Source organism: Bradyrhizobium stylosanthis (assembly GCF_001641335.1).
In the GTDB taxonomy this organism is placed as follows: Bacteria; Pseudomonadota; Alphaproteobacteria; order Rhizobiales; family Xanthobacteraceae; genus Bradyrhizobium; species Bradyrhizobium stylosanthis.
Genome location: NZ_LVEM01000001.1, coordinates 958,865 through 975,272, shown reverse-complemented (window position 1 = coordinate 975,272; position 16,408 = coordinate 958,865). Strand labels below are relative to the sequence as shown.

At 65.4% G+C, this 16,408-nt stretch carries 18 protein-coding genes; 15 read left to right on the top strand and 3 right to left on the bottom strand.

Features of this window, described 5'->3' with window-relative positions; all coding sequences use genetic code 11:
* Window positions 1–93 precede the first annotated feature (93 nt).
* From pepT to A7X65_RS04810, 10 genes are all read left to right on the top strand, one after another.
* On the top strand, window positions 94–1,344 hold the full coding sequence (pepT, locus tag A7X65_RS04855) for a peptidase T (protein ID WP_063683162.1): 1,251 nt from the start codon (window positions 94–96) through the stop codon (window positions 1,342–1,344).
* A gap of 214 nt (window positions 1,345–1,558) precedes the next feature.
* The gene (locus tag A7X65_RS04850; protein ID WP_063683161.1) at window positions 1,559–1,927 is read left to right on the top strand and encodes a hypothetical protein; all 369 of its coding nucleotides are present in this window, start codon (window positions 1,559–1,561) and stop codon (window positions 1,925–1,927) included.
* 205 nt (window positions 1,928–2,132) lie between these two features.
* On the top strand, window positions 2,133–2,690 hold the full coding sequence (locus A7X65_RS04845; protein ID WP_082884826.1) for a sigma-70 family RNA polymerase sigma factor: 558 nt from the start codon (window positions 2,133–2,135) through the stop codon (window positions 2,688–2,690).
* 141 nt (window positions 2,691–2,831) lie between these two features.
* Entirely contained in the window at window positions 2,832–3,107 is a 276-nt protein-coding gene (locus A7X65_RS04840; protein ID WP_063683160.1) for a hypothetical protein, read from the top strand.
* A 12-nt stretch (window positions 3,108–3,119) separates the two neighbouring features.
* Entirely contained in the window at window positions 3,120–3,791 is a 672-nt protein-coding gene (locus tag A7X65_RS04835) for a cytochrome b (protein WP_082884825.1), read from the top strand.
* Between the two features lie 31 nt (window positions 3,792–3,822).
* On the top strand, window positions 3,823–4,053 hold the full coding sequence (locus tag A7X65_RS04830) for a hypothetical protein (protein WP_063683158.1): 231 nt from the start codon (window positions 3,823–3,825) through the stop codon (window positions 4,051–4,053).
* 22 nt (window positions 4,054–4,075) lie between these two features.
* Window positions 4,076–4,282 (top strand): hypothetical protein, encoded by a 207-nt coding sequence (locus tag A7X65_RS04825; RefSeq protein WP_063683157.1) that lies wholly within the window; start codon window positions 4,076–4,078, stop codon window positions 4,280–4,282.
* A gap of 157 nt (window positions 4,283–4,439) precedes the next feature.
* The gene (locus A7X65_RS04820; RefSeq protein ID WP_063683156.1) at window positions 4,440–4,718 is read left to right on the top strand and encodes a hypothetical protein; all 279 of its coding nucleotides are present in this window, start codon (window positions 4,440–4,442) and stop codon (window positions 4,716–4,718) included.
* A gap of 215 nt (window positions 4,719–4,933) precedes the next feature.
* Window positions 4,934–5,575, top strand: coding sequence for an NrsF family protein (locus tag A7X65_RS04815; RefSeq protein WP_063684803.1), 642 nt, complete (start codon window positions 4,934–4,936; stop codon window positions 5,573–5,575).
* A 141-nt stretch (window positions 5,576–5,716) separates the two neighbouring features.
* On the top strand, window positions 5,717–6,088 hold the full coding sequence (locus tag A7X65_RS04810; protein ID WP_063684802.1) for a hypothetical protein: 372 nt from the start codon (window positions 5,717–5,719) through the stop codon (window positions 6,086–6,088).
* Between the two features lie 17 nt (window positions 6,089–6,105).
* Here A7X65_RS04810 and A7X65_RS04805 read toward each other — a convergent pair whose 3' ends face one another.
* Window positions 6,106–6,735 (bottom strand): cation efflux transmembrane domain-containing protein, encoded by a 630-nt coding sequence (locus A7X65_RS04805; protein WP_063684801.1) that lies wholly within the window; start codon window positions 6,733–6,735, stop codon window positions 6,106–6,108.
* A 148-nt stretch (window positions 6,736–6,883) separates the two neighbouring features.
* Here A7X65_RS04805 and A7X65_RS04800 point away from each other — a divergent pair, with 148 nt between their 5' ends.
* The 5 genes from A7X65_RS04800 to A7X65_RS04780 are packed head-to-tail and all read left to right on the top strand — an operon-like array spanning window position 6,884 to window position 13,727.
* Complete coding sequence (locus tag A7X65_RS04800) at window positions 6,884–7,246, top strand: hypothetical protein (RefSeq protein WP_245323268.1); 363 nt, start codon at window positions 6,884–6,886, stop codon at window positions 7,244–7,246.
* Window positions 7,247–7,302: 56 nt separating this feature from the next.
* On the top strand, window positions 7,303–8,577 hold the full coding sequence (gene ihpA / locus A7X65_RS04795) for a divalent metal ion exporter subunit IhpA (RefSeq protein ID WP_063683155.1): 1,275 nt from the start codon (window positions 7,303–7,305) through the stop codon (window positions 8,575–8,577).
* A complete protein-coding gene (ihpB, locus tag A7X65_RS04790; protein ID WP_063683154.1) occupies window positions 8,574–9,551 on the top strand; it encodes a divalent metal ion exporter adaptor subunit IhpB in 978 nt (325 codons plus the stop codon). The genes ihpA and ihpB overlap by 4 nt, the downstream gene beginning before the upstream one ends.
* Entirely contained in the window at window positions 9,544–12,756 is a 3,213-nt protein-coding gene (gene ihpC, locus A7X65_RS04785) for a divalent metal ion exporter subunit IhpC (RefSeq protein WP_063683153.1), read from the top strand. Before ihpB ends, ihpC begins: the two co-directional genes overlap by 8 nt.
* 2 nt (window positions 12,757–12,758) lie before the next feature.
* A complete protein-coding gene (locus A7X65_RS04780; protein WP_063683152.1) occupies window positions 12,759–13,727 on the top strand; it encodes a cation diffusion facilitator family transporter in 969 nt (322 codons plus the stop codon).
* Between the two features lie 129 nt (window positions 13,728–13,856).
* On the opposite strand, the gene A7X65_RS04775 is transcribed toward A7X65_RS04780, so the two are convergent.
* Both A7X65_RS04775 and A7X65_RS04770 read right to left on the bottom strand, forming a co-directional pair.
* Entirely contained in the window at window positions 13,857–14,717 is an 861-nt protein-coding gene (locus A7X65_RS04775) for a class I SAM-dependent methyltransferase (RefSeq protein WP_063684799.1), read from the bottom strand.
* Between the two features lie 7 nt (window positions 14,718–14,724).
* Window positions 14,725–16,407, bottom strand: coding sequence for a hypothetical protein (locus A7X65_RS04770; RefSeq protein ID WP_156527636.1), 1,683 nt, complete (start codon window positions 16,405–16,407; stop codon window positions 14,725–14,727).
* Between the last annotated feature and the right edge of the window lies 1 nt (window position 16,408).

Below are 16,408 nucleotides of genomic sequence, written 5' to 3'. Positions count from 1 at the left end.
GTTAAGCCTGATCCAGCGTCGTTCCGGCCGCAACCTGGCCCGCTTTTCTGATATACCGCCAGCTTCCCCAAAGCCCCGGCGGTTTGACCAGAAATGTCCTCCCTCACCTTTTCGCACACCGTGACCGAGCGCTTCCTGCGCTACGTCACCATCGACACCCAGTCCGATCCGGAATCCCCGCGCTCGCCTTCGACCGAGAAGCAGAAGGATCTCGGCCGCGTGCTCGTCACCGAGCTGAAGGCCATGGGCGTCGGCGACGCCCATCTCGACGATTACGGCTATGTCTACGGAACGATCCCCGCCAACACCGACAAGAAGGTGCCGGTGATCTGCTTCTGCTCGCACATGGACACCTCGCCCGACGTCACCGGCAAGGACGTCAAGCCGCAGATGGTGAAGAACTATCGCGGCGGCGACATCGCGCTGCCGGGCGATCCCAACCAGGTGATCCGCTTTGCGGAGCATCCGGCGTTGAAGAACCAGATCGGCAACGACATCATCACCACCGATGGCACCACGCTGCTCGGGGCCGACAACAAGGCCGGTGTCGCCGAGATCATGGATGCCGCGTATTTCTTTATCAACAATCCTGATGTGAAGCACGGCACCATCAAGATCCTGTTCACGCCCGATGAGGAGATCGGCCGCGGCGTCGACAATGTCGACCTGAAAAAGCTCGGCGCCGATTTCGGCTACACCATGGACGGCGAGAGCGCGGGCAGCGTCGAGGACGAGACCTTCTCGGCCGACGGCGCCACCATCACCATCAACGGCGTCAGCGCTCATCCCGGCTACGCCAAGGGCAAGATGGAGCACGCGATCAAGATCGCGGCCGCCATCGTCGAGCGGCTGCCTAAGGAGGGCTGCTCGCCGGAGACGACCTCGGGCAAGCAGGGCTTCCTGCATCCGATCGGCATCGAGGGCGCGCTGGAGCAGGCGACGCTGTCCTTCATCGTGCGCGACTTCACCGAGGAAGGGCTGAAGGAGAAGGAGGTCCTGCTTGAGACCATCGTCAAGGACGTGATGAAGGACTATCCGCGCTCGACCTACAATTTCGAGGTCCGCGAGCAGTACCGCAACATGAAGCAGGTGATCGACCGCCACCCGCACATTCTCGAATACGCCATCGAGGCGATCCGCCGCGCCGGCCTGCGGCCGATGCGCACCGCGATCCGCGGCGGCACCGACGGCTCGCGCCTGTCCTTCATGGGCCTGCCCTGCCCCAACATTTTCGCGGGCGAGCACGCCTTCCACTCGCGCCTGGAATGGGTCAGCCGGCAGGACATGGAGAAGGCGGTGCAGACCATCGTGCACCTCGCGATGATCTGGGAGGAGAAGGCGTAGGCGCCGCTCCTCCCCGCTGCGGGCGAAAAAATTCCAGCCGCGCCGGAACGATACGGTAGGGAGCGTGTTGGAAGCTCAAGTCCCAAGGATGAAGATTGTGAGCACATGAGGCCTCAGCCGGTCAGCCCCGGGCTGGGGCCTTTCCGTGTGCGGCTGGCCAAATCGTGATAGCGCGCAGGTTTACGGGTTCCACCCCGGCATGCAACAAGAACGCATGCGCCTGAAACGGTTCGCCCATGCTGTGGTGATGCTGCTGGTCGCGGCCGGGCTCACGCTCGCGCCGCTGGCGTCACCGGCGTCGGCCATGCCGGCGGCGGGCTCCCACGTCAGCGTCAGCGCAATGTCCGGCGATACGCAGGCGATGTCCGACGACATGCCCTGCTGTCCGGGCGAGAGCAAGAACTGCGTTTCCTGTCCATTCATCGCCCTGTGCATGCTGAGCCTGTCGCTGCCCGCGCCATCCGGAGCGAGCTCGGCGATGCTCCGGCCGTTGCAGAGGCGCCCGCTGACGCTCGGCAATGACCGCCTGCATGACGGGCTCGGCGCCACACCTCCCGACCATCCCCCTCGAAGCAAGGCCTGATCGGCGCTGACGCGCCTGATGATCGTGCACGCCGGCACCGTCGTGCGCGCCATTGCCTGCCGCCTGCTGCATCCGGCCTGCCGGGCGCAGCTCCGGCGGCTCCATCAGACCCATCGAGGACCAATCACATGGTGACCACCAACCTCGCGCGCGCCGCCATGGCCGCGCCGGTCGACGCTGCGCTCGCGACATCGGCGGGGCTGACGTGACGAACCAGGAAGCCGAGCTCAAGGCCTTGATGATCGCCAGTCAACGTGGCGACGCGGCGGCCTATAGAGTCCTATTGTCGAAGCTCGTCCCGCGCCTTCGCGGTTACTACAAACGCCGGCTGACAGGCGTAGGACGCAGCGCGGATGAGGCCGAAGACCTGCTGCAGGAGACGCTGCTGGCGGTTCACCTCAAGCGACACACTTACGATCCCGAAGCGCTGTTCACGCCATGGCTTCAAGCCATTGCGCGATACAAGCTGATCGACCACCTGCGCAGCACCAGAGCTTCAAGGATGGACGTCCCGATCGAGGACCATCTGGAGCTGTCCGCAACGGACGACCACGCGGCCGCAGAGGGAACACACGACATGACGTCCCTGCTTGCCCGGCTGCCTCTGAAAACGCGGCAGGCGATCGAAGCCGTCAAGCTCGAAGGCAAGAGTGTTGCGGAAACCGCCGAGCGGTACGGGATGTCTGAATCGAACGTCAAGGTCAGCATTCACCGCGGGCTGAAGGCACTTGCTTCGTTCTTGAGAAAAGACAGCGACACCTGATCGTCCTCCCGCGTGCAGTCGAAATCGCCCTTCGCGGCCGATGATCTCACGTCGCTGTGATGATGTAACCGGTCGCAGAAAATCTCCGAACTCCTTTGCAGAAGCGCGCACGAGGCGCCTTTCGTAACAAAGGAGCAGACCATGTCGACGATCTTCCCCAAATCCGTTCTTGCATTCTCCGTGCTGGCATCTCTGGTCGCGACGACGGCAGCCGCAAACGCGGGCCTGACGATTTCCGATCGGCGGTATTGGCCGAACGAAGTCGGCCCCCATTCCTACCAGACGGCGGGAGCGCAATCCGCCTCGGGTGGTCCCTTCGCCGCGATGGGATCGGTGACCTCTTCCACCACGGCAGATCCTGGCCCGCGTTATATCGGCGGTCCGAAATCATCGATCCCGCCGTCGCGCGGCTTCTGATGCGACGTCGTGATGCTCGATCTTCGGCGTCTCGTTCGAACCAGGCTGAACCGGCTGCGTCGGGGCTCTCCCGCGCAGCCGGGACAAGCGAGGCGGCCGAACCTCGTCTCGGTGGCCGCGCATTGGGCTGGCGCCTGGCTGATCCTGCTGGCGCTCTACTTCGGCTTGAGCGCCGTCTACGGAAGCGGCCCGCGCGAGGACGCCTTCGTTGCTCACGCCCATGCGGGGCTTACGGTCCTCGGGCTCGTCGTGATCAGGCTCTTCCTGAGGACGATGATGCCTTGGCCGAAAGCCCCCTCCGGAAGCTCCGGGATTCTGCACGTCGTCGCCGAAGCGATGCACTGGACGCTCTACGGCCTTATGATCCTGACGCCGCTCACCGGCTGGATCGTCGCCTCCTCGATGCAGTGCTGCATGGGCGTCCCCGGGCTCCCAGACCTCGATGCGCTCGGCTCGGGCATCCCGCTCGGCCATCCCGCGAGGGCGATGGCCGCCTACCATGTCCACGTCTTTCTCGCCTGGTCCTTGTTGAGCCTGATCTCCCTCCACGTGCTGGCCGCGCTCGTTCATCATTTCATCTTCCGAGACCCGATCCTGGTCCGGATGATTCCAGCGCTTGGCAGCCGCACAGGACCAGCATCCGCGTCGCTCGGCGACCGCAAATCTTCCACGAGCACAACGTGAGCGCATCGAGGGTCGTGCATCACAAGGAGCAATGAACATGGAACACATGTCCGCGATGCACCAGATGATGTCAGCGATGGAAGGCAGCATGCCGTCCGGAAGCGTTCATCGGGTGCTGGATGCGACGAGCCGTCTGGCCGGGGATTTCCTGGTTGTCCTGACGTCGAGGCCGGTTCTGGTCGTCCTGACGGCTCTGCTGCTTCTGCTCGCCAACGCCGCCGTTCTGCGTCTGCTTCTGCCGAAGCGAACGTCACGACCGTGAATCCGATCGGAGAACACGCCGCATGATGATGAACTGTATGAACACAGGCGTTGGCGCGCTGACCGTCGGCGGTATTCGCCTCGCAGATGCGGCAATCACGCTATCGGCGGCACTGCTGATCATCCTGGCCGCCCTTGCGGCCGTCGCTCTTGCCCGGTTCTGCTTCGACCTGGTCCGCCGGTTTCGGGCTCGCCCCATTGGCCACATCCGCGGGCCCATCTCGAAATGAGTTGCTTCGTTGTCCAACCTCAATCACCTGCGCGTGAACTTGTAACCGGCCGCCGGGAGACCTCGAATTCATTTGCGAGATGGGCTTGAGGCGCGTTGCGAAGCAGCCCCCTCAATCTGGAAAAATCGATCAGGCAAATCACTCGGAGGTATCCAAAATGGGATTCAATCAATCGTCGATCATGAAGCGCCATGCACTTGCGGTCGCGATGGCCGCAGTCGTGGCCAGCATTGCGGCCGGCTCGCCTGCGATGGCGGACGACCGTCCGGCGACGCCGCCGGCACAGGACAAGATGGGCATGGGTGCGGACGGCCATGACATGATGGGGATGGGCAGCGGTGCGATGTCGGGGATGAAGGCGATGAAATGCTGCGGCCAGGGCGGTATGAGCCGTGCTGGTCAGGACTCCGACAAGAAGCAGGACGAGAAGAAATAGCGCCCGGCGCGACAGCCGATCGGGAGATTCGTCTCCGGCGGCCATCCTCCCGAGATCACGTGCGCGTGATGATGTAACCGGATGTTCGCGCGCTTCGAATTCGTCAGGCGGGCACTGCCGCCGGTCCGCCTGACGATGGTGCCATCGTGGTAAAAGCAGCCGGCTCAAGGGAAAAGCCGTTTGCGGATTTGACCGGCGGGGCCGTGGAGCATGGGATGAAGACCGACGACCTCGTTAACGTCTTGAGTACCCGGGTCGAGCCAGTGGACTCCCGAAAGGTCGGCCGGCGCATCGCTTTGACGGTCGCTCTGGCATCCGCGCTCGCGGTCACTACCATTCTGGTCGGGTTAGGTCCGCGGACCGGCCTCAACTCGGCCGCTGCCTGGGCTTTCCTTCTTCTCAAGATCGCCTTTGCCGCGACGGTCACGGGCGCGGCAGCCGCCTATCTGACCAAGCTGTCGCGCCCGGGTGGGTCGCTCAGGCACGGTGCGACCGTCGTTGTCCTGCCCTTCCTGGCCGTCGTCGCGCTCGCTCTCGTTAGTCTCGGCGCCGCGCCTGCCTCGCACTGGGACCGGATGGTCACAGGCGACGCATGGCTCGAATGTCTGGTGTCGATTCCGGTCATCGCCATTGTCCCCTTCGCGATGACGATGTGGGCGGCGCGTCAGGCCGCGCCGACCGACCTTCGCCGCGCGGGCGCGTTCGCCGGTCTCGTCGCCGGCGGAATCAGCGCGTTCGCCTACGCGCTTCACTGTACAGACGATTCGCTGCCGTTCGTGGCGGTCTGGTATGGCGGGACAATCGTGCTGTGTACCTTGGCCGGCGCCCTGCTCGGCCCGCGCCTTCTGCGCTGGTAGCCGAGGCAAATCTCCGAACACGCGACGTCTATGACGAGCGGACAAAGCTGCTGAACTGAAATTTCTGCACCGATTGCCCTGTACTGTGATAGTTTTTTATCTCTGAAACGCAGCAAGTCATCCGCAATGATGGAGGCTGGCATGTGGAGCTTTCGTGGACAGTTCCCCGCGATAGCGGCTTGTGTTTCATTGGTGTTCGTGAGCACGCCGCATGCATTTGCTCGCGGCAGTCAGGGCGGATACGACGCCCCCTGGAATCCAGAACACATTGATCGCTTGCCGCTCGAAGTCCGCAACGCCGTGGCGCACATGTGCAGAAGTTCGGCACGCGCCGCCCACTATTTCGCAACCTATCTTGAAAACTCACGCATCATCAGGCTGCATTTCGAGCATCTTCATTGCAGCGAGGGCGGAGGGTTTTGCAGGGGCGACACTTGCCTGCATCAGGAATACGTCTCGCAAGGCGGCCAATACCGGCTCATGAAGAGCTACTACGGCCGCAATGACGACTGACAGCTCACACCACGTCGTCAGGCCGGACGGGCCTTCAGTTCGATCGTCGATTGTTGCACCACGACGGACGCCCCCTGGAGCGCGAGGCCGGCCATGATGGCCGCCACGATCACATCGGGCCAGCCCGTGCCGGTGCCGAACACGCCCAGGGCGGCCAGCAGCACCGCGATGTTGCCAAGCACGTCATTGCGCGTGCAGATCCAGGCCGAGCGCATGTTGGCGTCGCCCTTGCGGTACGCCCACAACAATCCGAACGAGGCCGCGTTCGCGGCAAGGGCCGCCATGCCGACCGCGCCCATCGTGAACGCACTCGGTAACGTGCCATGAGCGGCGTGCCAGACCACGGTGCCGACGACCCACAGGCCGAAAGCACCCATTGTCAGCCCCTTCGCGAGAGCGGCAGCGGCGCGGTAGCGCAGCGCCATCCCGACGACCAGAAGGCTGATGGCGTAGTTCGCGGCGTCGCCGAGAAAATCGAGCGCGTCAGCCTGCAGCGACGCCGATCCGGCGGCGAGGCCCGCGCCGATCTCGACCAGAAACATGACGGCATTGATGGCAAGCACGGCCCACAGCACGCGGCGATACGCCTTGTTGCCCCGATGGCGATCGAAATTGAGTGGCGGCGGTGAACAGCATGCGTCGGCCATGCCGGCAAGATAGGACCAGAACACGTCCCAGACAATCTCGATATCCCCACCCTCCCCGCGACATCAAGTTCCCCACACGTAACATTGTTGCGGGTCGACACTTTTCCCGGACCCTGCTAGGCAGCTTGAAGTCAAAGAGAGCGACGCCGTGTTTTCGATCCGCCGGTCCATCAGGAAAGTGTTCCGCCCGCGCAACTGGCGCGGGTCCTGGGCCGTAGTCTGCGCGGTGCTCTATCTGCTGTCGGGCGCCCTGCATGCCAGCCAGTGCCTCGATGTGGCAAACCCGTTCGGCCAGTCGCACATCGTCTCGATGGCGGGTACGCCGGGCGATTGTGACGGCAAGTCCATCGCAGCGCATCACTGCCACGGCTGCTTCTCGGTGACCGTCGCCCAGCACGTCGAACCCGCCACAACGGTCGACCTGCACACCGTGCCGACATCGTCGCGCGAGCCCGCCTCGGTCGGGATCGATCCCGATACCGACTCGCCTCCCCCCAGATACCTGGCCTGAACTGATCAGCCGGGCGCCTTGCGCGCCCACGATGCTATTGTTCACAGGTCACCTTCATGTCTTCCAGACGGACTGCCGCGCGCCTCGCATGCGCGTTGGCGATACTCATTGGCCCTTGGCTGACGCCGCATGCGCAGGCCCAGACGCTGTCCATGCGCGCGGCGCTCTCGCGCGCGCTGGCCGCGAGCCCGCGCCTGACGGCGGCGGAGCGCGATGTCGGCATCGCCACGGGCCAACGCATCCAGGCGGGCGCGCTGCTCAATCCGGAACTGTCATACGAGCAGGACAATTCGTTCGGCTCCGGCATCTATCGCGGCACCAGATCGGCCGAGACCACGCTCCAGATCAGCCAGGCTTTCGAGCTGTTCGGCAAGCGCGACGCCAGGATTGCCGCCGGACAGGCCGGCATCGAGGTCGCCGCGATCCAGCGCAAGGCAGTCCGGCTGGAGGTGCTGTCGGAGACTGCGATCGCCTTCCTCAGCGTGCTCGGCGCGCAGCGGCGCATCCAGATCCTCGACGAGCAGATCGCCGCGATCGACCGGCTGACGCCGCTGCTTCGTCGCCGCGTCGAAGCCGGCGCCTCCTCCCCGGCCGAGACCGGCCGCGCCGAGGTCGCCTCCGCGCTGGTGAAGGCCGACCGCGAGCGCCTCAAGGCGACGCTGGCGAGCGCCCGGCGCGAGCTTGCCGTGCTGATGGGCGATCCCGCGGCGAAATTCGGCGAGGTCTCCGGACGGCTCGACACCACCGGGCGGCCGCCGACCTTCCAGTCGGTGATCGCCGCCATCGATGCCAATCCGCAGCTGGTGCGCTGGACCGCGGTCTTCGCCCAGCGCAATGCCGAGTTGCTGATCGCGCGCCTCAAGCCCTATCCCGACGTGCGGATCGCCGCGGGCTGGCGCCATTTCAACGAGAGCAATGACGACGCGGTGCGGCTCACCGTCTCGGTGCCGATCCCCGTGTTCGACCAGAACCAGGGCAACATCCTCTCGGCGCAGGAAAGCCTCGCCAAGACCAAAGCCGAGCGCGAGGCCAACCGCAACACGCTGATCGTGATCGCCGGCCGCGCCTACGACTCGGTGCAGGGCTCGCTGCGCGAGCTCGCCGTGCTGCGCGAGACCGCCATCCCCAAGGCGGTCGAGGCGTCCGAGGCGATCTCGCAAGGCTACGGCCAGGGCCGCTTCACCCTGCTCGAAGTGCTCGACGCACAGGCCAGCGTGACGCAAGCGCGGCTGCGCGAGCAGGAAGCACAGCAGAACTTCCACGTCGGCGTTGCCACCATCGAAGGCCTCGTCGGCAATCCCTTTGCGCTGGCCCGGGAGAGCGCGCGATGAAGACATCCTCCACCCTCCTCATAGCCGTCGTCGCGGCCGCGCTCGGCGCTTACGGTTACTCGCTGCTCGCCCCTGCCAAGGTTGCGCACACCGAGCACGCCGAAGAGAAGAAGCCGGAGAAGCCGAACGACCATGTCGAGCAGGACGAGCACGGTGCCGACCGCATCCGCATCTCCGACGTCAAGCTGGCCGCCGCCGGCGTGACCCTGGCGGAAGCCGCCAGCGCGACGCTGACCGACACGCTGTCGTTCAACGGCATCCTGCGCGCCAACCAGGAGGCGGTCGTCCAGGTCACGCCCCGCTTTCCCGGAATTGCAAAATCGATCCAGAAGCGGATCGGCGACAAGGTCGGCAAGGACGACCTGCTGGCGGCGATCGAGAGCAACCAGAGCCTCACGGTTTACGAGCTGAAGGCGCCGATCGCCGGCACCGTGATCGAGCGGCAGATCTCGCTCGGCGAATACGCCTCCGAGCAGAAGCCGGCCTTCGTCGTCGCCGACCTCTCCTCCATCTGGGTCGACCTATCGATCTACCGGCAGGACCTGAAACGCGTCCGTCTCAACGACGAGGTGCTGATCGACCCCGATGACGGCCGCGGCGAGATCAAGGGCACCATCTCCTACATGGCGCCGATCGGCTCGAGCGAGACCCAGACCGCGCTGGCGCGCGTGGTGCTGCCGAATCCGGAAGGACGCCTGCGGCCCGGCCTGTTCGTCACGGCCCGGCTGATCCTCGCCGCCCGCAATGTCGCGGTCGCCGTGCGCCGGAGCGCAATCCAGACGCTGGAGAACAAGACCATCGTGTTCGTCCGCGAGGACGGCGACAAGATCGAGGCGCGTCCCGTCGAGCTTGGCGATTCCGACCCAAAATTCGTCGAGATCCGCGCCGGCCTGTCGGCCGGCGAGCGCTACGTCGCCGAGAACAGCTTCGTCGTGAAGGCGGAGATGGGCAAGGGAGACGCCGATCATGATTGACGCCCTCCTCGCCTTCTCGGTTCGCCAGCGGTGGCTGGTGGTGCTGCTCGCGCTCGCCGCCGGCGCCTTTGGCGCCTGGAATTTCACGCGGCTGCCGATCGACGCGGTGCCCGACGTGACCAACGTACAGGTTCAGATCAACACGCGCGCGCCGGGCCTGTCGCCGCTCGAAGCCGAGCAGCGCATCACCTTCCCGCTCGAGACCGCCATGGGCGGCCTGCCCAGGCTCGACTATACCCGCTCGATCTCGCGCTACGGGCTGAGCCAGGTCACCGTCGTGTTCCAGGACGGCACCGACATCTATTTCGCGCGCCAGCTCGTCAATGAGCGCATCCAGCAGGCGAAGGAGCAATTGCCTGCGGGCACCGAGGTCGCGATGGGGCCGATCTCGACCGGCCTCGGCGAGATCTATGTCTACTCCGTCGAAGCCAGGGCGGGCGCGAAGTCGCCGACGGGTACGGAGTTCACGCCGACGGAGCTGCGCACGATCCAGGACTGGATCATCAAGCCGCAGCTGCGGACCATTCCCGGCGTGGTCGAGGTCAACTCGATCGGCGGCTATGAGCGGCAGTTCCACGTGCTGCCGATCCCGGGCCGGCTGATGGCCTACAAGCTCGGCTTCCGCGACATCATGACGGCGCTCGCCGCCAACAATTCCAATGTCGGCGCCGGCTATATCGAGCGCAACGGCGAGCAATATCTCGTCCGCGCCCCCGGCCAGGTCGCCAATATCGAGGATATCCGCGACATCGTGATCGGCTCGCGCGGTGGCGTGCCCGTGCGCATCCGCGACGTCGCCGACGTCCAGGAGGGCCAGGACCTGCGCAGCGGCGCGGCCTCGGCCAACGGCAAGGAGACGGTGCTCGGCACCGCCATGCTGCTGATCGGCGAGAACAGCCGCTCGGTTGCCCAGCGCGTCGCGGCGCGGCTCAACGAGATCGCGAAATCGCTCCCCGACGGGGTGATCGCGCGCGCCGTCTACGACCGCACGCATCTGGTGGAGGCGACGATCCAGACCGTCGCCAAGAACCTCATCGAGGGCGCGGCGCTGGTGATCGCGGTGCTGTTCCTGATCCTCGGCAACATCCGCGCCGCGCTGATCACGGCCTGCGTCATCCCGCTCGCGATGCTGTTCACGATCACGGGCATGGTCGAGAGCAAGGTCAGCGCCAATCTGATGAGTCTCGGCGCCATCGATTTCGGCATCATCGTCGACGGCGCCGTCATCATCGTCGAGAACTGCCTGCGGCTGCTCGCTACCGAGCAGCATCGGCGCGGCCGGCTGCTGACGCTGGACGAACGCCTCGACACCATCCGCGCCGGAAGCAGCGAGGTGATCAAGCCGAGCCTGTTCGGAACGCTGATCATCGCCGTGGTCTACCTGCCGGTCCTCACCCTCACGGGGACCGAGGGCAAGATGTTCACGCCGATGGCATTGACCGTGCTGATGGCACTGGCCGGTGCAGCACTGCTGTCGGTCACCTTCGTGCCGGCCGCGGTTGCGATCTTCGTCACAGGCAAGGTCTCGGAGAAGGAGAACATCTTCATGCGGGCGGCCAAGCGGTTCTATGTGCCGCTGCTCGACCGCGCGATCCGCTATCGCGGCAGCGTCGCGTTCGCTGCCGTGCTGATCGTCGTCGGCAGTGTCTTTGCCGCGACTCGCATGGGCGGCGAGTTCATTCCGAGCCTGGACGAAGGCGACATCACCATCGAGACCATCCGGATTCCCGGCACCAGCCTGACCCAGAGCGTCGACATGCAGCTTCGCCTGGAAAAGGCCGTCAAGCAGGTACCGGAAGTCGCAACCATCTTCTCCAAGGTCGGCACCGCCGAGATCGCCAACGATCCGATGCCGCCCAACGTCGCCGACACCTATGTGACGCTGAAGCCGCGCGAGGAATGGCCCGATCCCGACAAGCCGAAGAACGAGGTGATCGAGGAGATCGAGCGCGCCGCCAACACCTTGCCCGGCACGGCTTACGGCATGACGCAGCCGATCCAGATGCGCTTCAACGAGCTCATCGCCGGCATCCGCAGCGACGTCGGCGTCAAGATCTTCGGCGACGATCTCGACGTACTCGCGGGCATCGCCCAGCAGGTCAACGGCATCGTGCGCGGCATCGAGGGCGCCGCCGACGTCAAGACCGAGCAGGTCGCAGGACTGCCGATCCTCACCGTCAAGCTCGACCGCCAGGCGCTGTCGCGCTACGGCCTCAGCCTCAGCGAGGTGCAGAACCTCGTCGAGATCGCGATCGGCGGCAAGCCGGTCGGCAAGCTGTTCGAGGGCGATCGGCGCTTCGACATCGTGGTGCGGCTGCCGGAAAACCTGCGTGCCAACCCGGACACGATCAAGTCGCTGCCGATCCCGCTGCCGCCGGGCGAGGATGCCGCCGCGATCACCAAGACGGCCTGGTCCGGGACCTCGGGTACGGCGCTGCGCTACGTTCCGCTGTCTTCGGTCGCGGCGATCGAGATCGCGCCGGGCCCCAACCAGATCAGCCGCGAGAACGGCAAGCGCCGCGTCGTGGTGATGGCCAACGTGCGCGGGCGCGATTTACGCTCCTTCGTCGCCGAGACGCAGGCCGCCGTGGCCGAGAAGGTCAAGCTGCCGCCCGGCTACTGGATCGGCTGGGGCGGACAGTTCGAGCAGCTGGTCTCCGCCACCAAGCGCCTGACCATCGTGGTGCCGGTCGCGCTGCTGCTGGTGTTCCTGCTGCTGTTCATGGGAATGGGATCGGCGGCGGATGCGGCGCTGGTGTTCTCGGGCGTGCCGCTGGCGCTGACCGGAGGCGTCGCGGCGCTGCTGCTGCGCGGCATCCCGCTGTCGATCAGCGCCGGCGTCGGCTTCATCGCGCTGTCGGGCGTCGCGGTGCTCAACGGCCTCGTCATCATCGCCTTCATCGAGCGGCTGCGCAGCGAGGGGCGGCCCGTTGCGGAGGCCGTACGCGAGGGCGCCCTGACGCGGCTGCGGCCGGTGCTGATGACGGCGCTCGTCGCCTCGCTCGGCTTCGTGCCGATGGCGCTCGCCACCGGCGCCGGCGCCGAGGTGCAGCGGCCGCTGGCGACCGTCGTGATCGGCGGCATCATCTCCTCGACGGTGCTGACGCTGCTGGTGCTGCCGGCGCTCTACGTGCTGTTCCGGCGTGACGCGGCACGCGAAACGCCTACAATGGTGCCTGATTTGGCGGCGTCCGGGGAGCACTAGGTTTGGGCAGCCACGACCACCACGGCCACGACCATCATGACCATGCCGGCCATTCGCATGATCACGGGCATGACCACAGTCACGGTCATGTCCATGCCCCTGCCAGCTTCGGCAAGGCCTTTGCGATCGGCATTGTCCTCAACACCGCGCTGGTCGTGGCCGAGGCGATCTATGGCTACATCAGCAACTCAACCGCCCTGCTCGCGGATGCCGGCCACAATCTCTCCGACGTGCTTGGCCTGGTCGTGGCCTGGGGCGCCTCGATCGCAGCGCGGCGCGCGCCGAGCGGCCGCTTCACCTATGGCCTGCGCGCCTCCACCATCCTCGCTGCGCTCGCGAACGCGGTGCTGCTGCTGGTCGCGACCGGCGCCATCGGCTGGGAGGCGATCCTGCGCCTGCGCCAGCCGGAGCCGATCGCCGGCGTGACCGTGATGGTGGTTGCCGGCATCGGCATCCTCATCAACGGCTTCACGGCGATGCTGTTCGCCAGCGGCCGCAAGGACGACATCAACATCGAAGGCGCCTATCTGCACATGGCGGCGGACGCGGCGGTCTCGCTCGGCGTCGTGGTCTCGGCGGGGCTGATCATCTGGACCGGATGGCTCTGGCTCGATCCCGTCACCAGCCTCGTCATCTGCGCCACCATTCTCTGGAGCACGACGAGCCTCTTGCGCGGCTCCATCGACATGTCGATGGCAGCCGCCCCCAAGGGTACCGACCTCGCCGCGATCAGGACATTCCTGCTGGAGCGCCCCGGCGTTTCCGCCATCCACGATCTCCACGTCTGGCCGATCTCGACCACCGAGACGGCGTTGACGTGTCACCTCGTCATGCCCGCCGGCAGCGGCGATGCGTTCCTGATGGAGACGGCACAGATGCTGAAGGCCTCCTTCCGCATCGGCCACACCACGCTCCAGGTCGAGACCCATCCAGATAACGGCTGCGCGCTGGCGCCGGACGACGTGGTGTGAGGCGCTCTACCTCCGCGTCGTCATTGCGAGCGCAACGAAGCAATCCAGACTGCCTCCGCGGAAACAGTCTGGATTGCTTCGTCGCAAGAGCTCCTCGCAAATGACGGTGGAGAGAGCTTCGCTTAAGCCCTAACTCGCCTTCGCCGTCACAATCCAGATCGCGCCCTGCAGCGCCACGCTCTGCCCCTTCAGGAACGGCGCGAGCGCCTCGCGGATCGAGGCTTTGGCGGCCTCATACGTCTCGGGCGGATGGCCCTGAAGCGCGCGGCTGGCGGGGCCGATCTGGAGCGAGCCCTCGACGGCCGCCTCGAGGCCGCCGCCGATCGCGATGTCCATCGCCAGATTGTGCGGCTCCATCGCGACGTCCACGAAACCTGCGCCTTTCAGGATGCGCATCACGCGCTCTTCGGAGGCGAACGCGAACGGACCCGGCTCCTCCGGCCCGACCGGCGGCATTTTCGGAACGTGTTTGTAGACCGCCATCAGCGGCGCCATCATCCAGGGATTTTCCTTGGGCTCGCGCCAGCAGACGAAGGCGAGCCGCCCGGTGGGCTTCAGCGCGCGGCGGAGATTGGCAAAGGACACAACGGGATCGGCAAAGAACATCACGCCGAAGCGTGACGCCAACAGGTCAAAGCTCGCCGGCTCGAACGGATGCACCGTTGCATCCGCCAGCACGAAATCGAGCGGCAGGCCTTTTGGGGCGAGCGCCCGCGCCTGCGACAGCATCGGATCGGAGACGTCGAGGCCGAGCGCGAAACCATCGGGAGCCACGGCCCTGGCGAACGCTACCGTGGTCGCACCGGAGCCGCAGCCCACGTCGATCACGCGCTCGCCCGGCTTCGGTTTCGCCCGGTCGATCAGCACGTCGGCGATCGGCCCGAGCAGCTTCTCCTGGACCCCGTGGCGATCGGCCCAGCGCTGCCCGCTCGGGCCGTTCCAATAGGCAATCTGGTCGGCGTTTTGCTCGTGTCCGCTGGGTTGCTGCATCATGGCCTCATTGCATGCGCTCGCGCGCCGTTCGCACTTTGCGGTCTTCCCCGCCATCTCCGGCCCGGGTGCGATAGGACCTGATCGCATCGAAGACCAAACTCGCCAGAATGGCGCTCGAGCCCCCAAGGAAGGGAATGACGTAATAAGCATAACGATTGTAGCCATAAATGAGGAAGGCGGGAAACGCGGCGCTGACCAGGGCGAGCAGAACCATCAAAGCGCCGCCGGCAACAAGGCCGCGGGACGGCCGCCGAACAAGGCCCACATAGCTCGCGGCGCCTCCTATCAAGAGGACGAGCGCGAGAATGAGCGTCGCCGCGGACAACCACCGGATCGGGCCTGGACGGTCATCGTATTCCGTCGAGACCTTCACCCCGCAGCAGAACGTCACCAACTCCGAGTTCGGCGCGTAGCCACGCCCCATGATCTGGGTCAGCCAGTTCTGCAACTGATCCGCTGTCGGCAAAAACCGCGGCAACGGCCACCAGGGCTTGTAGTACGCGCGCACGAGCTGGCCGCGCTCGAATCCGGTCGGGCTCCCGAAGAACGGCAGGGCATCGCGCTTCACGAAGTACTCGTACCCTTGCGGATTGGGCGCGCGCCGCGCAACCGAATTTCCATCGAAGAGCAGGAAATACATTTCCCGGAAGAAGTGCCGCGTGACGTGCCGATACAGCGTGGACGGCGTCGTCACGGTTTCGATGAAAATATCGCGCACGACCTGTCCGATGTCGGCGTCGCTGTCGCCGGGCATTTTCAGCCCTTGCACCGCGCCGAACGGCCATTGATATTCGCCCGTGTCGGCCCAGCCTTTGGCCGTATCGGCAGCCCGCATCTTCTCGACATACGGCCTCGCCTTGGCTTTCCGGTCGAGGTGCACGCCGTGATCGAAATCGCCGGAATAGCCGACGACAAAGGCCATGACCGCAACGCTCTCGCTGCCGGCGCGCGGCTTTCCAATCACGGCATCGACCGCCGCCGGAGTGAGGTAGACGGCTGACGCGACGAAGACCGCCAGTCCAACGGCACCGAACCGACGCAAGAGCCGGGCATCCAAGGTCACGAACAACCACAGCAGGATGACCATGGCTTGTCCTATCGCCGCCGACCGGCACACCATGAGCGCACCGAGAGCCAGGCCCATACCCGCCGCTGCGAGAAACGCCGGCCAGTTCCGAAATGCCGCACCGGCCGCGATGAAGGCCGCAAGACTGACCAGAAAGTTGGAAATCGTCTCCGCACCGACAGAGTTGTCGTAGTGGACGAGACGGCCATGCAGTGCCGCAAGGCAAAATGCCAGCAGCGCAAAGAAGCGAGGGGCACCGGCAAAACGGACGATAGCAGCGACCAGAAGCGCGGTGCCGACGCTCATCAGGTGCTGCACGATGACAAACACCAGGATGTTTGGGCCGAACAGCTTCGACAGCAGGACGACGAAGAACGCCACGCCATACGGACGCTTCGTCACGTCTTCGATATAGTGCCCCTTCAGGATGGCTTCCGCCTGCGTCAGATAGGCCCAGCTGTCCTCATGGATGAAGTGATCCGGCCAGGTCACCAGGAATGCGAGGTGAACCATCAGGACGAAGCCGATCGCGCCGACCCAGATCCAGAACCACGCGATGGAACTCACCCATCCGAGCCATGCAGGCAACAATCCAGGGCGCCCGGCCCGTGCTTCGTTCATC